Consider the following 15,534-nt stretch of genomic DNA (forward strand, 5'->3'; position numbering starts at 1 on the left):
AGCAGGGCGAAGCCCTCGGCGGCGCCGGCGAGCAGCAGGACCTCGTCGGGGCGGCGGCCGTGGCGGGCGGCGACGGCGGCGCGGGCGGCGGCCTCGTCCTCGGCGCTCGGGTAGCGGCCCAGGTCGTCCAGGCGGGCGGCGAGGCGGTCGCGCAACCAGGCGGGCGGGGCGGTGCCGCGCACGTTCACCGCGAAATCGAGCATGCCAGGGCGCGCGTCCACGTCGCCGTGGTGGCGCAGCATCGCGGAGTCGACGGAGTCCTGGAACACAACTGAACACCCTACGTGGCGGCGATTCGGCGGCACGGGCGACAATGGCAGGCGTGGGTCAGCTGCACGTGTCATTCATTTGCACAGGAAACATCTGCCGGTCGCCGATGGCGGCGAAGATGTTCGAAGCGCACCTGTACCGTGCCGGTCTCGCGAACCGGGTACGGGTGACCAGCGCGGGCACCGGATCGTGGCATGTCGGCGATCCGGCCGATCCGCGTACCGAGACGACGCTGCGCCGGGCGGGCTACCCCACCGAGCACACCGCGGCCACCTTCGGTCCCGAGCATCGCGACGCCGACCTGATCGTCGCCCTGGACACCGGGCACGACCGGGAGCTGGCCCAGCGCGGCGTCGCCACCGACCAGCGCAGGCTGCTGCGCAGCTTCGACCCGGCCGCCGACGGCCGTGACGTGCCCGACCCGTACTACGGCGACCAGACCGATTTCGACCTGGTCCGCGACCAGATCGAAGCCGCCATCCCCGGCCTGCTCGACTGGGTGCACGCCGAACTCGACGCCCGCGCCACCGCCGACGCGCACCGCTGATGCGCAAACTCACCTTCCTGCTGCGCCCGAGCTGGCTCATCCTCGCGGTGATCGTCGTGGCGTTCGCCTATCTGTGCTTCACCGTGCTCGCGCCGTGGCAGCTGGGCAAGAACACCAGCACCGAGCACCGCAACCAGCTGATCGCCGACTCCGTGCAGGCCGATCCGGTGACCGTCGACAGCGTCCTCGACGGCGACCCGAGCGCGCACACCGAATGGCGCAAGGTCACCGCGAGCGGCACGTATGTCCCGGAGTCGACCGTCCTGGTCCGGTTGCGTCATCTCGACGGCGCCCCCGGCTACGCCGTGCTCAACGCGTTCCGCCTCGACGACGGCCGCACCCTGCTGGTCGACCGTGGCCTGGTCGCCGCCGTCGACGGCACCCGTCCCCCGGCGATCGCCGCGCCGCCGACCGGCCCGCAGCGGCTCGAGGCCCGGGTGCGCGCCTCCGAAGGCGTCGTCGCGGACAAGCCGCCGAGCACCCAGGACGGCTATCGCCAGGTCTACACCGTCGACACCGGGCAGGAATCCACCGTCCTCGGCACCGCGCTGACGCCCATCCCCACCGGCACGGACAAGGGCGGCTACCTCCAGCTCGCCGCGGGCCAGCCCGGCGCCTTCACCCCCAGCCCGCTCCCCCAGCTCGACGCGGGCCCGTACCTGTCCTACGGCCTGCAGTGGCTGGCGTTCGGCATCATGGCCCCGCTCGGCCTCGGCTATTTCGTCGTCGCCGAACTGCGCGCGCGCCGTCGCGACCGCGCGCAAGCGCCCGCGGCACCCGAGTCCGCGACCGTCTCGACCGAGCCGAGCACGCAGGCCGCGCCCACCACCGAGGCCCGTCTGGCCGACCGCTACGGCCGCAACCGCTGAGTTCCGCGTCTCATTCGGCGAGGTAGCGCAGCAGCACCGCGGTCGCGAAGTGCCGCGTCTCCACCAGCCGGAGCCCGATGCGCTGATCCAGCGCGGGGAACATCGGCGTGCCGCCGCCCAGCAGCACGGGCGAGATGTACACCTGGTACTCGTCGATGAGCCCGTGCGGGATCAGCGAGGACGCCAGGCTCGCGCCACCGACCTCCATCACGCCGTCACCGTCGGCCTTGAGCCTGCGGACCTCCTCGACCGCGTTCGCCGCGACCAGCCTGCTGTTCCACCGGACCTCGGTGAGCGTGCGGGAGAACACGACCTTGGGTTTCTCCGTCCAGAGCCGGCCGAAGTCCCGTTGGATCGGCGGGGCGTCCTCGGGGACGTGCGGCCAGTAGTCGGCCATCAGCTCGTACAGCCGACGGCCGTTCAGCACGATCTCGAGATCGCGGAACCGATCGTTGTGGAACTGGTGCAGTTCGTCGTCGGGTTCGGTCCAATCGATGTTGCCGTCGCGGTCGTTGACGTAGCCGTCCAGGGACACGCCGAATCCATAGATCAGTTTCCTCATGCGGGGTAGACCTCCTCCACGCTCGAAACTCATCGGTCCAGCGAGAGATAGCAGGCTAACCGCGACGCGCGCGCCGCAACACTCCGGCGACCGCCACCGCGACCACCAGTGACCCCAGCTGCACCGCCTCGGACATGCGCACCGCGCGCCGCAGATCGGCGGTGCTCGGCGCGGGCCCGTCGCCGAGCGTCGGCCGCAGTTCGGCACCATGCCGGTACTGGGTGCGGCCGCCGAGCCGGACGCCGAGGGCCCCGGCCATGGACGCTTCCACCACGCCCGCGTTCGGGCTCGGATGCTTGCTCGCGTCGCGCCGCCAGGCCCGCCATGCGGCGGCGGGCGTGCCCCCGACCAGCGGGGCGAGTGCGGCGGTGAGCAACCCGGTCGCCCGGGCGGGCACCACGTTCGCCAGGTCGTCGGTTCGCGCGGCGGCCCAGCCGAACCGCAGGTAGCGCTCGTTGCGGTAGCCGATCATCGCGTCGAGCGTGTTGACCGCCCGGTACCCGAGCAGTCCGGGCACCCCGGCGACAGCGCCCCACAGCAGTGGCGCGACGGTCGCGTCGGAGGTGTTCTCGGCCACCGACTCCAGCGCGGCCCTGGCCAGCCCGTCCGCGTCCAGGACCGACGGGTCGCGTCCGCACAGCGACGGCAGCAGTTGCCTGGCCCCGTCGATGTCGCCGGCGTCGAGCCGCTCGGCCATCGCGTGCCCGGCACGCGCCAGACTGCGCCCGCCCAGCGCGGTCCAGGTCGCCAGCGCGGTGGCGACCACGCCGCCCCGTGCCGCGAGCACCCCGAAACCCAGCACCGAACCCACCGCGACCACCTCGTGGACCACCCCGGCCCGCCGCTCGTCGGCGTAGGTCACCTGTTCCAACGCCGCTGCCGCGGAGCCGAATCCGGCTACCGGATGCCACCGGCGCGGATCGGCGAACACCCGATCGAGCGCGAACCCCAGCATCAGCCCGACCGCGGTCGATGTCCCCTTCTGCACCCGGCCGAGGGTAGTCGACCGCGGGAATGTCACACCCGTGCCCGCTGGTTCGTCCTCTCTGCGACACCCTCATACACTCGCCCGGACCCGGGCCAGACGACCGAACGGCGAACCACGATGACCGACGTACCCTCGCAGATCGACCAGGCACAGCTGGCCCGCCGTTTCGAAGAACACCGCCCCTACCTGCGCCGACTCGCCTACAGCACGCTCGGCAGCCTCACCGACGCCGAGGACGTCGTGCAGGACGCGTGGCTGCGCCTGCAGCGCCACCACGAGGCGGGCAGGGCGGGCGAGATCGACAACCTGCGCGCCTGGCTCACCACGGTCACCGGTCGGCTGGCGCTGGATCAGCTCGGCTCGGCGCGCGCCCGTCGCGAGCAGTACGTCGGCGAATGGCTGCCCGAGCCGGAGGTCACCACCTGGGACGACCCCGCCGACCGCATCTCCCAGGACGAGCGGGTCACCACCGCGCTGCTGGTGGTGCTGGAATCGCTGTCGCCCGCCGAGCGCACCGCGTTCGTCCTGCAGGACGTCTTCGGCATGACCGGTCCCGAGGTCGCCGAGGTCGTCGGGCGCACCCCGGCCGCGGTCCGCCAGCTCGCCTCGCGCGCCCGCAAGCACGTCGAATCCGGGACCCCGCGGTTCCCGGCGTCACCGGCCGAACAGGAGAAGGTCGTCTCGGCGTTCGCGCTGGCCTGGCGTTCGGGTGATCTGAGCTCGCTGCTCGGCGTGCTCGACGAGAACGTGGTGCTCACCGCCGACGGGGGCGGCAAGGTGCCCGCCGTCCGCCAGCCGCTGCGCGGCGCCGAGCTCATCGCCAAGGCCCTGCTCGGCTGGTACCACGCGCCGTCGGCGTCCGGCGCCTGGGGCCGCGCGGTCCTGGTCAACGGGGTGCCCGGCCTGGTCGTCTTCGACGGCGCCAACACCGGCGTGTTCTCGTTCGTCGTCGACGCAGGCCGCATCGTCGCGATCAATATCGTCCGCAACCCCGACAAGCTCCACGATCTGCCCACCGATGGCGAGCCGGACTGGTACCTGGGCGCGGGCGATTAGCACGCGATCAGGCCTCACGCACTCAGCGAATACCCGTGCGCAGCGGCAACTTCGGCGGAGAGCAGTTTTCCGTCGACGGCAGTGAGACCGGCCGCCAGGCCGGGGTCGGCGGTGCACGCGCCGCGCCAGCCCTTGTCGGCGATCGCGAGCGCGTAGGGCAGGGTGGCGTTGGTGAGGGCGACCGTGGAGGTGTGCGGCACGGCGCCGGGCATGTTCGCGACGCAGTAGAACAGCGAATCCGCCACGGGGAAGGTCGGATCGGCGTGCGTCGTCGGCCGGGTGGAGGCGAAGCAGCCACCCTGGTCGACGGCGATGTCGACGAGCACCGAACCCGGCCGCATCCCGGCGACGAGCTCGTCGGACACCAGCTTCGGCGCCTTGGCGCCGGGCACCAGCACCGAGCCGATCACCAGATCCGCGGCGAGCACGGCCTTTTCGATCTCCAGCGCGTGCGAGGCGAGGGTGCCGACCCGGCCGCCGAAGCGGGCGTCGAGCTCGCGCAGGCGCGCCAGGTTGGTATCGAGCACGCTCACTCGCGCGCCCATCCCGACCGCGACGCTCGCCGCGTTGGTGCCGGCCACCCCGCCACCGAGCACCACCACATCGGCGGGACGGACGCCGGGCACGCCGCCGAGCAGCACGCCCTCGCCACCCATCGGCGCCATCAGGTGATACGCGCCGACCTGGGTGCCGAGCTTGCCCGCCACCTCGCTCATCGGCGCGAGCAGCGGCAGCGAACCGTCGGCGGCCCGCACGGTTTCGTAGGCGATGGCGGTGATCCCGGAGTCCAGGATCGCGTCGGTGCATTCCTTCGACGCGGCCAGGTGCAGATAGGTGAACAGCACCTGGTCGCGCCGCATCCGCAAATACTCCTGCGCGATGGGCTCTTTCACCTTGAGGATCAGCCCGGCCGTGGCCCAGAGCGTATCGGCGTCGGGCACGATCCGGGCGCCGGCGGCGAGATAGTCCTCGTCGCCGAAGCCCGATCCGGTTCCGGCACCGGCCTGCACGAGCACCTCGTGCCCGTGCGCGGTCAGTTCGGTGGCACCGGCCGGGGTGAGCGCCACCCGGAACTCCTGCGGTTTGACCTCCGCCGGCACACCCACCGTTCCGCCTGTTCCCGTCATTGCGCCAGCTTAGGACGCCCACCGACGGGAATCAGGGGGTTACCGGTCGTGTGTCGTCGCTAGGCGGGCGGCGCCGTCGCGGTGGTCGTCACCGCCGGGTCGGGCGCGGCCGTGGCCGAGGTGGTCGCCGGGGCCGTGGTGGTCGCCTCCGGCGTCGTCGCCGGGGGCGAGGTGGTGGTCGGGGTGGGAGCGACCGTGGTCGTCACGGGCGGCACGGTCGTGCCGCACTGGTCGTGCTGGGGGCCGCAGCTGTCGATGCCGCAGATCGGAACGCCCGGCGGGCATCCTTCCGTCGTCATGCCGCATTCGGTGGGGCCGCAGCTGTCGGTCCCGCAGTCCGGTCCCGGCACACAGTTGTGGCCCGGCGGGATGGTCGGCTCGGTGCCGCCCGGCGCGGCTGTCGGCGCGTTCGTCGCGGGTCCCGGCGGGGAATCGTGGCTCGGTCCCGAGGTGCCGCCGTCACCCGGGTTCGCCGAGGGCGGGGTCGAGCTCGTCGCCGCAGTGGTCGCGGTGACCGAGGTCTTCGACGCGGTGGTCGTGGCGGGTCGGTCCGAGCCGGACCCGTTCGACGAACACGCCGACAACGCCAGCACCAACGCGACCAGGGCCAGCAGTAACCGCACCATCGTGCGCGATCGGCTGCCCATCCGTGTGTTCGGCAAGTCTGCTCCTGCGATCGTGGGAAAAACCCGCGCCCGATGATTCGGGCGCGGGTGACGGAAATCGGTGCCGGGTACGGTCGCTCAGACCGCGAAGACCTCGCCCCGCACCGGAATCCGGAGCTGCGCGGCGCGATCGGCGTAGGCGAAGGTGCGCTCAAGGTAGTCCAGCGACTCGCTGAAGTGACCCCAGCCCTCCGCGTGCACCGCCACCACGACGGCGTCACCGAGGACGGCGGCGGCCTCGACGGCGGTCCTGGCGTTGAGCGTGACGTCGCTGTCGCCGAACCGGCCGACATTGGCGGCGCCGATATTGAGCACCGCGACGTCGATCCGCCCGATCCGCTCGACGATCCGCCCGACCAGCTCCACCGACGCGTTGTCACCGGAGACATAGACCGTCGGCTCGCCCGCCGCGCGCAGCACGAACCCGGTCACCACACCGCTGAGCGGCTCGCAGCCCTCGGGACCGTGCAGCGCGGGCACCGCGGTGACCTCGACCTCGCCGATCGTCACGACCTCCCACGGCACCAGCCCGCGCACGCCCGCGATCCGGCCGGCGGCGTCCGGGGTGGAGAGCACGGTCGCGACGTCGGCCAGCAGGGCGCGGCCCGCGGTATCGAGGTTGTCGGCGTGCTGATCGTGCGAGAGCAGCACGACGTCGATCGCGCCGATCGACTCCACCGGCACCGCGGGGCCGCTGAGCTTGTGCAGCGTGATCGGGCCGGGGTAGTCGCCGGGCTCGTCGAAGGTCGGGTCGGTGAGCCAGGTCAGGCCGCCGTACCGGAAGCGCAGGGTCGGACCACCGATGTGCAGGACGTCGAGCAGGGTGGGGCGGGTGATCGTCTCGGTCATGTCGACAACTGTCGCCGACCGCGACACCCCACGACAGTGGCCTCCAGGCCGACCATCGCTAAGATCGGGCCATGCGTTCGGTGGCGGTCGTCGCGTTCGACGGGATCAGTCCCTTCCACCTGTCGGTGCCGACCCTGGTGCTCGGCCGCTCCGGCACCGGTGTCGACGACGCGTCGCCCTACGACGTACGGGTCTGCACCGAACATCCCGGAACCCTGTCCACCGCAGCCGGTTTCGACATCACCGTGCACCACGGCCTGGACACCGTCGCCGGCGCCGACATGGTGGTCTTCCCCGGCTGGCATCGCGACCTGGAGGTCTCCCCCGCGCTCAACGACGCCGTGCACACCGCGCACGCGAACGGCGCCCGGCTGGTCGGTCTGTGCCTGGGCTCGTGGGCGATCGCGGCGACCGGCCTGGCCGACGGCCGCGAACTCACCACGCACTGGGCCGCCGCCGAGGCGATGGCCCGCGCCTATCCGCGGGTACGGGTGCGCGCGGACACGCTCTGGACCGATCTCGGCGACGTGATCACCTCCGCGGGCGTGGCCGCCGCGCTGGACTGCTGCCTGCACATCGTGCGCGGCGATCTCGGCGCCCGCGCCGCCACCGATCTGGCTCGCGCGCTGGTCACCGCGCCGCACCGCAACGGCTCGCAGGCGCAGTTCATCCCGGTCGCGGTCCCCGCCGAGGACAGCGACGACCCGATCGAGCACGCCATGATGTGGGCGCGCACGCACCTCGAGACCGGCATCGACCTCGATCTCTGGTCGCGCGAGGCGCTCATGTCGCGACGCACCTTCACCCGCCGGTTCCGCGAGCGCACCGGCACCAGCCCGCAGCAATGGCTGTTGCAGCAGCGCACCGACCATGCCCGGCTGCTGCTGGAATCGACCGACGAGACCGTCGACCGGATCGCGCGCGACACCGGTTTCGGCAGTGCCGTGAGCCTGCGGCACCATTTCCATCGCATGCTCGGCACCAGTCCGGCGGCCCACCGCGCCCAGTTCCGCGGCGCGGCGCAATAATCACCGCATGATCATCAAGGTGTCCGGGTTCGCGCCGGAAATCGACGACACTGCCTGGATCGCGCCGAACGCGACCGTCATCGGCCGGGTGCGCCTGGCCGCCGAGGTCGGCATCTGGTATTCGGCGGTACTGCGCGGCGACCTCGAACAGCTCACCGTTGGCGCGCGCACCAATATCCAGGACGGCTGCGTGCTGCACGCCGACCCCGGTTTCCCGCTCACCGTCGGCAGCGGAGTCTCGGTGGGGCACAACGCGATCCTGCACGGCTGCACCGTCGGCGACGACGTCCTGGTCGGCATGGGCGCCACCGTGCTCAACGGCGCGGTGATCGGCGCGGGCAGCCTGATCGCGGCCAATGCCCTGATCCCGGAGGGCGCCCAGATTCCACCCGGTTCGCTGGTCGCCGGCGTGCCCGGCAAGGTGCGCCGCGAGCTCACCGAGGCCCAGCTGGACGGGATCAAGCTCAATGCCGCCGTGTACCTCCACAATCTGGCGACTCATCGCGACGCCGAGGTGTTGTGACACGTCACACTGAGCAAGTGACCAGTAGGGATACCTGATAACATTTGCCCTGCGTATTGCGTCCGGCCATGAGTGTGGCGGCCGGCACCGGGTACGCGAGGTAGGAGGTATCACGGTGGCATACGTGCAGTCCGGTGTGCACCGAGCGGGGGGACGGCTCAGCGTGGCCGATATTGCCGCCCAGCCGGGCGGAATCGAGGCACTCCAGTGCCGGGTCCACGAACTCCGCTCCCGCGGCGTCCATTTCGCGGCGAACGCGATCGAACAAGAGATGGCCGCACTGGATCTGTCCCCACAGGGATAATGGGGCCATGCCCACTGTCTCGTCCATCCTCGCGCGGATACTGGAAAAGCCCGTCACCGACGGGGAGAAGCTGCTCGACAGCGCGCTGTCGGCGTTTCTCGATTTCGGGATCAAACGCACGAGCATGGGCGAGATCGCCCGGCGGGCGGGGATCAGTCCGGCCACCCTGTACCGGCGCTTCGAATCCAAGAACGACCTGGTCGAAGCGGTCGGGGTGCGGGAGGCGCAACGCTATGTGGCCGAGATCGATGAGCGGGTACGGGCGGTCACCGAGCCGGGCGAACAGCTCGTGGAGATCTTCGTCGCGTTCGTGACGACCCTGGCGGGCAACGAACTACTACGCAGGCTGCTCAGCACCGAGCCGGAGGCCATCCTGCCCAAGCTCACCACCGAAGCAGGCCCGATCCTCGCGGTCGGCCGCGGATATCTCGCCGACAAACTGCGCGAACTCCAGGCAGGCGCGACGGTGCCCGACTTCGAACCCGATCTCGTCGCCGAGATCATGGCCCGGCTCGCGCTGTCGCTGGCGCTCACCCCCGACGGCCTCATCCCGCTCGACGACCCGGCCGCGGGCCGCGACTTCGCCCGCCGCACCCTGCTGCCGATGGTCGGCATCCGCGTCGCTCACTGAGCGGGCACGCCGAACGCGGCGGCCACCGCCTCGTCGATGCCCGCCGCCGCCGCGGGGACCCCGTCCTCGAGCACGCCACGCACCCGGCCGACGATCGCTGCCGCGGCCGGGTCCGCCGGATCGGGCAGCGGCAGCCGGGCCACGTACTGGGTGATCCAGCGCCGTCGGCCCGAATACAGCCGGTTGCCGCACACCGCGTCGTAGAACCGCAGTCCCAACGCCGAATTCGCCACGCCCATCAGCAGATACGCGAGTTCGGTCGCCTGCTCGCCGATGCCGAGATCGGTGAGCGAGATCCAGTAGCAGTCCCCGTTGACCACCGCGCCGGAACGGTCCAGCGCGAACCGCGGCCGCTCACTGATATCCGGGAACACCAGTTTCGGCGCACCCCACAGGTGCGGTCGCTGCGGCACCCAGATCTCGAACCACTTCCGCCCGCCGTCGAGCACATACCGGCGACCGGCGAGCACCTCCTCGTGCGACCGCAGATACTCGGCGGCACCGGGGAATTCGGCGAGATCGATGGGCGTGCGGCGCGGCTGCCCGAGATCGTAGGGATAGAGCACCCTGGTGCCGCGATCCCGCCCGATCCGCCACGGTTGCAGATCGTGGTGAGTGATCAACTGCCGCAACAGTTCCGGCTCCGGCCTCGGATCCATCTGATCCCAGTGGTCGGAGATGAACACCCGGTCCGCGGTGGTCTTGATGCCGACGCGGATGCGGGCGGTGTCGCCGAAGGTGCGCCACGTGCGCTCGGCGATGCGGCCGAGCCAGCGGTCGACAACGGGGCGCGACATGCGCCAGGCGGTATCGCCCGGGGCCACGACACTCGACCGGTCGAGCTCGCCGGATCGACTCCGCGCTCCGGCGCGCCGGTCGGGGTCCGGTGGCGCCGGTCCCCGACGACCGCTCCGGAGTGCCGAGGGCGCCCCCACCTCCATGGAGCCCACGCCGGGTCGAACGCTCGGTCCGCCGCGCCCGATCGATGTGTTGTCCGCGGACGGCGCCGACATCCGAGCACCGACCGGGCCGGTGGACAGCACACCCACCTCGACCGCGAACACCCGCCCGCCCGCGCCGACCACGCAGGCCGCGTCCCCGGCCAGCGCGTCGAACAGGTCGGTCGCGCAATCGGGTTCGGCCCCGAGCTCCTCGTAGACCGAGACGTACCGGCAGTCGCACTCCTGGGGCGCGCGCGTGGCGACGGTGACGGCGGGCAGCACCGCGGCCGCGAAGAGCTTGGTGTCACCGAGGTCGTAGAGCTCGGCGGGATGCAGTTCGCTGGTGAGGATCCGGCGCAGATTCGCCCCGGCCCTGGTGGTGAGAAATCGGTTGGCGCACAGCAATCCGAGCACGCCGTCGGCGGCGAGCAGCCGGGGTGTGATCGCCACGAACGGATGGGTGAGGTCGATGCGCCCGCGCAGCCCGAACCGCTTGCTCAGCAGCTGTGCGGTCGACCCGCCGAGCTGCTGGGTCCGCACGTACGGCGGATTGCTGATGACGAGATCGAAGGAACCGTCCGCGATCCGGGTCGACGCGGCGAGGAAATCCCCGGCTCGGCAATCGATCTCGACCCCCTCGGCGGCGGCGCGCGCTGCGGTGTCGCCGACCGCACGCCGGTCCAGGTCATAGCCGGTCAGCCGTGCCGTGACGCCGGACGACGCCAGCTCGCGATGTACCGCCAGCAGCAGCTCGCCGTCACCGCAGGCCGGATCGAGCACCCGGAGCTCGCCGGTGCGCGGTGCGTGCAGCAGCGCCCGTCGCGCCAGGAACCGCGCGAGCGCGGGCGGGGTGTAGTGCCTGCCGTGCCGTTTGCGCTCCTGGGCGTCCCGGGCCTGCGAAGCCATGCGCTCGATTCTGCCCCGGGAGGCCGGTGTCGTGCCGTAGGCGCGAGGCCGCGGACCGGTATCCGAGCGAAAAACCGATCGTTACCTGACGAAACATCATTTCGTCCGGCAAACAGTGGCTCGTGCCACCGATTTTGGGGTTACGCCCGGCCATGACCCACTCCGAGCTCACCTGGGACGAGGCCCGGCTGGCAGGCCACGCGGCTAGTGGTCGGCATGGAGCCCGGGGGGCACCGATTCCGGCCCGAGCTCGGTCACCGCGGAGACCTGGTTCGCCGAACCGGCGGACCCTGCGACGCCGGCCAGCGGCGGCGGATCGTTCACCGTCGCCAGCGCGCTCGACGCCAACGGCGCGTACACCGACACGATCCGGTCCGGCTGGTACGTCTTCTACAAGTGCGCCTGAATTGGGACCAGGGGCTGGCCAATCACGTGCGGTTCGCCGAGATCGGCGGCGCGGGATCGGCATCGGCGTCGCTTTCCGGGTGCTCTCCCGACCTCGCGCCTGAGCGCACCGCCGAACCCGCTCGTACCTGTCTTCGTAGGTGCCGGCGGGTTCCGCGTCGCACGCCCGGCTGCTAACGTGGTCTCAAAATGAGACTAGTTCTCCGGATCGACCGAGGAGCCGCGCCATGGCGCCGACCGACCACGACAACGGCGACTTCGCCGCCCTGCAGCGCCTCGCCGACGAGCGCTGGACCTGCAGGCAGTTCCTGCCCGACGAGGTCGACCGCGCGACCATCGACCAGTTGCTGAGCCTGGGCGCGCGCACCCCGTCGTGGTGCAACACCCAGCCGTGGCAAGTCGTCGTCACCGCGGGCGAGGGCACCGAGAGCTTCCGCAAGGCGTTGCTCACCCACATCCAGACCAGCGGCGCCGCACCGGATTTCGAATTTCCCGCGCAGTACGCCGGTGTCTATCGGGAGCGCAGGCGCGCGTGCGGCTTCCAGCTCTACGACAGCCTCGGCATCGCCAAGGGCGACCACGAGAACACCATGCGCCAGATGGTGCGCAACTTCGAGTTCTTCGACGCACCCCACGTCGCCGTCGTCACCTCCGAAGCCGACCTGGGCACCTACGGCGCCGTCGACTGCGGCCTCTGGCTCCAGAGCTTCCTCCTCGGCGCCCAGGCCCTCGGCCTCGGCGCCGCCCCCCAGGCCGCCCTGGCCTCCTACTCCCCCTTCATCCGCGAGTACTTCGGCCTCCCGGACCACCGCAAGGTCGTCTTCGGCGTCTCCTTCGGTCACCCCGACCGCACCCACCCCATCAACACCTTCCGCACCACCCGCGCCGCCCTCCCCGACCAGGTCACCTGGCACACCAGCTGACCTCGCTCGAGATCACCACGCGCTGGGGCGACCGGTTCTCTGCCGATGGCACCCCAGAGCATGGTGCGCGTTTGTCCAGGTGATGGCGTCAGGCGGGCCGGGCGGTGGAGGTGATGCCGGGGCCCGGTTCGGGGACGATGTCGCGGGCGGTGACCTCGGCGGCGCACTCGTCGCAGCTGAGGTGGACGTGGGCCTCGCCGGTGCAGCCACGGTGACGGTATTCGACCGGGGGGCCGTCGGGGGCCATGTAGGTGTCGCCCCAGTCGCGGATGGCCATCAGGATCGGATAGATGGCGTGCCCCTTCTCGGTCAGGCGGTATTCCTCGTAGGCGCCGTCCTCGGCGGGCCGCTTCACCAGGATCTCGTGCTCGATCAGCCGGTCGAGACGGTCCTGGAGCCGACCGCGCGAAATCCCGAGCGCGCTCTGGAAGGCGTTGAAGCGCCGGATCCCGGTGAAGCAGTACTTGAGGATCAGCAAGGTCCAGCGATCCCCGAAGATCACCAACGGCCGCGTGATCGAGCACGGGACCTCGGCGAGTTCTTCGTAGCGCACCCTGCCATTATGCGCGCCCGTTCCCCGAACGCGCGGCGGCGGATTGATGAGGTCTCGTTCGCGAAGTGATGCGTCTGGACACCGTCCAGCACAGTCGAACTCGGAAAGGTCTGCGCACCGGGCGCTTCGTCCGGATACGGATGCCCCTCCCGCGGCCACGGTCCCGGACCGTGCACAGCGGCGAGTGCGAGCGCATGAGCGAGATACGTGGTCTGGTCAGCATCGGGAACCGGCCACGCGCCGGGTTCACCGGCAGGGGCGCCCAGCGCCCTTTCCACGAGAATCCTTCACGGCCACACCGTAACCGACTCCCTGCGCCACTTCGCCTGGTCGACAGCGGTCCGGCGCCCGAATTCGTGCGCGCGAAAATCGTTCGGCAACCGGCCGGCCGCGTGGTGGGATCTCGCGGTGATCAAGATCCGACGGTGTTCCTACTTCGCGCTGTACAGCGAGACGATGACCGCGGCCGATATGACCGTTCACCTGAGCATGGAGCCGGACGAGATCCGGGTGCTGGGAAGCAGGTCCGCGGAGCATCGCCTTCCCCGGTCTCACAGCTGGCAGATCCACCGGCACAGCCCCGAGAGCATCGACGAACAGATCGAGTACCTGATCGACCGGCTGACACCGGTACTCCCCCGCCTGCTCTCCCTGATCGACCGGCCGGATGTCGGCGCGAGTATGCAGGTCGTGCGCCATTACGACGATCCCGATGGTGTCCATGGTGCACCCGGCGGCACAAGTCTGGCCGATGTCCACAACTGGCCGCGTCCACTGGGTTGGCACCTCACGACGGCCGTGCTCGAATTCCTGGTGGCGACCGGAGCCGAGCTCGATATCGATGAATACAACTGAGGTGGGCGTGAAACGGCCGTCGGCTCGTCCTGATGCAGGACGAGCCGACGGGCGGGTAGGACTACCGCGCTGGGGTCAGAGCGGGATGTTCTTGTGGTGGCTCTTGCGGGCCGGGGCCGAGGCCAGGGCCGCGGCGATGATGCTGCGGGTCTTGGCGGGGTCGATGACCTCGTCGACGACGCCGATGGCCACGGCGCGTTCGACACCGCCGGCGATCTGCTCGTGCTCGGCGGTCAGGCGCTCGTGGAGGGCTTCGCGCTCGTCCTCGGGGGCGGCCGCGAGTGCCTTCTTGTGCAGGATGCCGACCGCGGCCTTGGCGCCCATGACGGCGACTTCGGAACCGGGCCAGGCGTACACGGCGGTGGCGCCCAGGGAGCGGGCGTTCATCGCGATGTAGGCGCCGCCGTAGATCTTGCGGGTCACCAGGGTGACGCGCGGGACGCGGGCCTCGGCGAAGGCGTGCAGCAGCTTCGCGCCGCGGCGGACCACGCCCTCGAGTTCCTGGCCGACGCCGGGCAGGTAGCCGGGGACGTCGGTGACCACGATCAGCGGGATGCCGAACGCGTCGCACAGGCGCACGAAACGCGAAGCCTTCTCGGCGCTTTCGGAGTTCAGGCAGCCGCCGAGGCGCAGCGGGTTGTTGGCGAGCACGCCGACGGTGCGGCCGCCGAGACGGCCGAGGCCGACGACCATGCTGCGGGCGTAACCACCCTGCAGTTCCTCGAAGGAGGATTCGCCGTCGACGTTGTCGAGCAGCTCGTGGATGATCGGCTTCACGTCGTAGGCGCGCTTGGCCGAGGCGGGCAGCATCGCCTTCAGGTCGACGTCACCGTGCTCGGCGACGGCCTGATCGAATTCGCCCTGCTCGGCGAACATCGAGACCAGCCGGCGAGCGCGATGCATGGCATCGGCCTCGTCGTCGGCGGCGATGTGGCACACGCCCGACTTCTTGAAGTGTGTGGTGGGACCACCGAGGGTCTCCATGTCGACGTTCTCGCCGGTCACCGAACGCACCACGTCCGGACCGGTGACGAAGACACGGCCCTCGGGCGCCATGATGACGATGTCGGTGAGCGCGGGGCCGTACGCGGCGCCACCGGCGGCGAAGCCGAGCACCACGGAAATCTGGGGAACCAGGCCGGACGCGCGGACCATGGCCTCGAAGACCAGGCCTACCGCGTGCAGGGCCTCGACGCCCTCGGCCAGGCGTGCGCCACCGGAGTGCCACAGGCCGACGACCGGGAGGCCGGAATCGATGGCGGTGTCGATCGCGTCGACGATGTGCTTGCAGCCCTCGACGCCCATCGCGCCGCCCATGACGGTGGCATCCGAGCAGTAGGCCACGGTGCGGACACCGTCGACCTCGCCGATCGCGGCCAGCACACCGGACTTGTCCCGCGGGTGCAGCGGAAGCACCGTGCCGGGATCGAAGAACCGCTGCAGGCGGCCGAGCGGGTCGCGCGGATCGGTCGTCGTGTCGTGAAACGCGGGAGCAATGATGGTCATCGCGTTCGTCTCCTGCCTTCGAAGAA

At 70.8% G+C, this 15,534-nt stretch carries 18 protein-coding genes and 1 pseudogene; 9 read left to right on the plus strand and 10 right to left on the minus strand.

Features of this window, described 5'->3' with window-relative positions:
* A pseudogene (locus ATM97_RS16275) lies at positions 1 to 242 on the minus strand (hypothetical protein); the annotation flags it as partial.
* 71 nt (positions 243 to 313) lie between these two features.
* Between ATM97_RS16275 and ATM97_RS16280 the strand changes: the two are divergent.
* A complete protein-coding gene (locus ATM97_RS16280) occupies positions 314 to 817 on the plus strand; it encodes a low molecular weight protein-tyrosine-phosphatase (RefSeq protein ID WP_218718870.1) in 504 nt (167 codons plus the stop codon).
* Positions 817 to 1,686: an SURF1 family protein gene (locus tag ATM97_RS16285; protein ID WP_218718871.1), complete on the plus strand. Its 870-nt coding sequence runs from the start codon at positions 817 to 819 to the stop codon at positions 1,684 to 1,686. Before ATM97_RS16280 ends, ATM97_RS16285 begins: the two co-directional genes overlap by 1 nt.
* Before the next feature lie 10 nt (positions 1,687 to 1,696).
* On the opposite strand, the gene ATM97_RS16290 is transcribed toward ATM97_RS16285, so the two are convergent.
* Positions 1,697 to 2,248: a dihydrofolate reductase family protein gene (locus ATM97_RS16290; RefSeq protein ID WP_218718872.1), complete on the minus strand. Its 552-nt coding sequence runs from the start codon at positions 2,246 to 2,248 to the stop codon at positions 1,697 to 1,699.
* 55 nt (positions 2,249 to 2,303) lie between these two features.
* The gene (locus tag ATM97_RS16295; RefSeq protein ID WP_374104869.1) at positions 2,304 to 3,203 is read right to left on the minus strand and encodes a cobalamin biosynthesis protein; all 900 of its coding nucleotides are present in this window, start codon (positions 3,201 to 3,203) and stop codon (positions 2,304 to 2,306) included.
* Positions 3,204 to 3,353: 150 nt separating this feature from the next.
* Here ATM97_RS16295 and sigJ point away from each other — a divergent pair, with 150 nt between their 5' ends.
* The gene (gene sigJ, locus ATM97_RS16300; RefSeq protein ID WP_218718874.1) at positions 3,354 to 4,292 is read left to right on the plus strand and encodes an RNA polymerase sigma factor SigJ; all 939 of its coding nucleotides are present in this window, start codon (positions 3,354 to 3,356) and stop codon (positions 4,290 to 4,292) included.
* Between the two features lie 14 nt (positions 4,293 to 4,306).
* On the opposite strand, the gene ald is transcribed toward sigJ, so the two are convergent.
* On the minus strand, positions 4,307 to 5,419 hold the full coding sequence (ald, locus tag ATM97_RS16305; protein WP_218718875.1) for an alanine dehydrogenase: 1,113 nt from the start codon (positions 5,417 to 5,419) through the stop codon (positions 4,307 to 4,309).
* Positions 5,420 to 5,500: 81 nt separating this feature from the next.
* On the opposite strand from ald, the gene ATM97_RS16310 reads away from it, so the two are divergent.
* On the plus strand, positions 5,501 to 6,121 hold the full coding sequence (locus ATM97_RS16310; RefSeq protein ID WP_218718876.1) for a hypothetical protein: 621 nt from the start codon (positions 5,501 to 5,503) through the stop codon (positions 6,119 to 6,121).
* 41 nt (positions 6,122 to 6,162) lie between these two features.
* On the opposite strand, the gene ATM97_RS16315 is transcribed toward ATM97_RS16310, so the two are convergent.
* The gene (locus tag ATM97_RS16315) at positions 6,163 to 6,933 is read right to left on the minus strand and encodes an MBL fold metallo-hydrolase (RefSeq protein ID WP_218718877.1); all 771 of its coding nucleotides are present in this window, start codon (positions 6,931 to 6,933) and stop codon (positions 6,163 to 6,165) included.
* A gap of 71 nt (positions 6,934 to 7,004) precedes the next feature.
* Between ATM97_RS16315 and ATM97_RS16320 the strand changes: the two genes are divergently transcribed.
* Together ATM97_RS16320 and ATM97_RS16325 are read left to right on the plus strand one after the other, a co-directional pair.
* Positions 7,005 to 7,961: a GlxA family transcriptional regulator gene (locus ATM97_RS16320; protein ID WP_218718878.1), complete on the plus strand. Its 957-nt coding sequence runs from the start codon at positions 7,005 to 7,007 to the stop codon at positions 7,959 to 7,961.
* Between the two features lie 7 nt (positions 7,962 to 7,968).
* On the plus strand, positions 7,969 to 8,484 hold the full coding sequence (locus ATM97_RS16325) for a gamma carbonic anhydrase family protein (RefSeq protein WP_218718879.1): 516 nt from the start codon (positions 7,969 to 7,971) through the stop codon (positions 8,482 to 8,484).
* Between the two features lie 4 nt (positions 8,485 to 8,488).
* On the opposite strand, the gene ATM97_RS16330 is transcribed toward ATM97_RS16325, so the two are convergent.
* Positions 8,489 to 8,815: a hypothetical protein gene (locus tag ATM97_RS16330; protein WP_218718880.1), complete on the minus strand. Its 327-nt coding sequence runs from the start codon at positions 8,813 to 8,815 to the stop codon at positions 8,489 to 8,491.
* Here ATM97_RS16330 and ATM97_RS16335 point away from each other — a divergent pair.
* On the plus strand, positions 8,796 to 9,419 hold the full coding sequence (locus tag ATM97_RS16335; protein WP_218718881.1) for a TetR/AcrR family transcriptional regulator: 624 nt from the start codon (positions 8,796 to 8,798) through the stop codon (positions 9,417 to 9,419). The two genes, ATM97_RS16330 and ATM97_RS16335, sit on opposite strands and share 20 nt — an antisense overlap.
* On the opposite strand, the gene ATM97_RS16340 is transcribed toward ATM97_RS16335, so the two are convergent.
* Together ATM97_RS16340 and ATM97_RS16345 are read right to left on the minus strand one after the other, a co-directional pair.
* Positions 9,413 to 11,266, minus strand: coding sequence for an Eco57I restriction-modification methylase domain-containing protein (locus tag ATM97_RS16340; protein WP_218718882.1), 1,854 nt, complete (start codon positions 11,264 to 11,266; stop codon positions 9,413 to 9,415). The two genes, ATM97_RS16335 and ATM97_RS16340, sit on opposite strands and share 7 nt — an antisense overlap.
* 204 nt (positions 11,267 to 11,470) lie before the next feature.
* Positions 11,471 to 11,632 (minus strand): hypothetical protein, encoded by a 162-nt coding sequence (locus tag ATM97_RS16345; protein ID WP_218718883.1) that lies wholly within the window; start codon positions 11,630 to 11,632, stop codon positions 11,471 to 11,473.
* Positions 11,633 to 11,898: 266 nt separating this feature from the next.
* Here ATM97_RS16345 and ATM97_RS16350 point away from each other — a divergent pair, with 266 nt between their 5' ends.
* Complete coding sequence (locus ATM97_RS16350; RefSeq protein WP_218718884.1) at positions 11,899 to 12,594, plus strand: nitroreductase; 696 nt, start codon at positions 11,899 to 11,901, stop codon at positions 12,592 to 12,594.
* Between the two features lie 88 nt (positions 12,595 to 12,682).
* On the opposite strand, the gene ATM97_RS16355 is transcribed toward ATM97_RS16350, so the two are convergent.
* Positions 12,683 to 13,147, minus strand: coding sequence for a helix-turn-helix domain-containing protein (locus ATM97_RS16355; protein ID WP_218718885.1), 465 nt, complete (start codon positions 13,145 to 13,147; stop codon positions 12,683 to 12,685).
* A 456-nt stretch (positions 13,148 to 13,603) separates the two neighbouring features.
* On the opposite strand from ATM97_RS16355, the gene ATM97_RS16360 reads away from it, so the two are divergent.
* Positions 13,604 to 14,002 (plus strand): DUF4279 domain-containing protein, encoded by a 399-nt coding sequence (locus tag ATM97_RS16360; protein ID WP_218718886.1) that lies wholly within the window; start codon positions 13,604 to 13,606, stop codon positions 14,000 to 14,002.
* Positions 14,003 to 14,077: 75 nt separating this feature from the next.
* Here the strand turns inward: ATM97_RS16360 and ATM97_RS16365 are convergent, their stop codons facing one another.
* Positions 14,078 to 15,508 carry an acyl-CoA carboxylase subunit beta gene (locus ATM97_RS16365; RefSeq protein WP_218718887.1) on the minus strand — a complete coding sequence of 477 codons (1,431 nt, stop codon included), beginning with the start codon at positions 15,506 to 15,508 and terminating at the stop codon, positions 14,078 to 14,080.
* Positions 15,509 to 15,534: the final 26 nt, after the last annotated feature.

Source organism: Nocardia sp. MH4 (assembly GCF_019266065.1).
In the GTDB taxonomy this organism is placed as follows: Bacteria; Actinomycetota; Actinomycetes; order Mycobacteriales; family Mycobacteriaceae; genus Nocardia; species Nocardia canadensis.

Bases quoted from the DNA above. Each gene is read 5' to 3' on its own strand.
- ATM97_RS16280 (WP_218718870.1), top strand. From the start codon at position 314: ATGGCAGGCGTGGGTCAGCTGCACGTGTCATTCATTTGCACAGGAAAC.
- ATM97_RS16285 (WP_218718871.1), top strand. From the start codon at position 817: ATGCGCAAACTCACCTTCCTGCTGCGCCCGAGCTGGCTCATCCTCGCG.
- ATM97_RS16290 (WP_218718872.1), bottom strand. From the start codon at position 2,248: ATGAGGAAACTGATCTATGGATTCGGCGTGTCCCTGGACGGCTACGTC.
- ATM97_RS16295 (WP_374104869.1), bottom strand. From the start codon at position 3,203: ATGCTGGGGTTCGCGCTCGATCGGGTGTTCGCCGATCCGCGCCGGTGG.
- sigJ (WP_218718874.1), top strand. From the start codon at position 3,354: ATGACCGACGTACCCTCGCAGATCGACCAGGCACAGCTGGCCCGCCGT.
- ald (WP_218718875.1), bottom strand. From the start codon at position 5,419: ATGACGGGAACAGGCGGAACGGTGGGTGTGCCGGCGGAGGTCAAACCG.
- ATM97_RS16315 (WP_218718877.1), bottom strand. From the start codon at position 6,933: ATGACCGAGACGATCACCCGCCCCACCCTGCTCGACGTCCTGCACATC.
- ATM97_RS16320 (WP_218718878.1), top strand. From the start codon at position 7,005: ATGCGTTCGGTGGCGGTCGTCGCGTTCGACGGGATCAGTCCCTTCCAC.
- ATM97_RS16325 (WP_218718879.1), top strand. From the start codon at position 7,969: ATGATCATCAAGGTGTCCGGGTTCGCGCCGGAAATCGACGACACTGCC.
- ATM97_RS16335 (WP_218718881.1), top strand. From the start codon at position 8,796: ATGCCCACTGTCTCGTCCATCCTCGCGCGGATACTGGAAAAGCCCGTC.
- ATM97_RS16330 (WP_218718880.1), bottom strand. From the start codon at position 8,815: ATGGACGAGACAGTGGGCATGGCCCCATTATCCCTGTGGGGACAGATC.
- ATM97_RS16340 (WP_218718882.1), bottom strand. From the start codon at position 11,266: ATGGCTTCGCAGGCCCGGGACGCCCAGGAGCGCAAACGGCACGGCAGG.
- ATM97_RS16350 (WP_218718884.1), top strand. From the start codon at position 11,899: ATGGCGCCGACCGACCACGACAACGGCGACTTCGCCGCCCTGCAGCGC.
- ATM97_RS16360 (WP_218718886.1), top strand. From the start codon at position 13,604: ATGACCGCGGCCGATATGACCGTTCACCTGAGCATGGAGCCGGACGAG.
- ATM97_RS16365 (WP_218718887.1), bottom strand. From the start codon at position 15,508: ATGACCATCATTGCTCCCGCGTTTCACGACACGACGACCGATCCGCGC.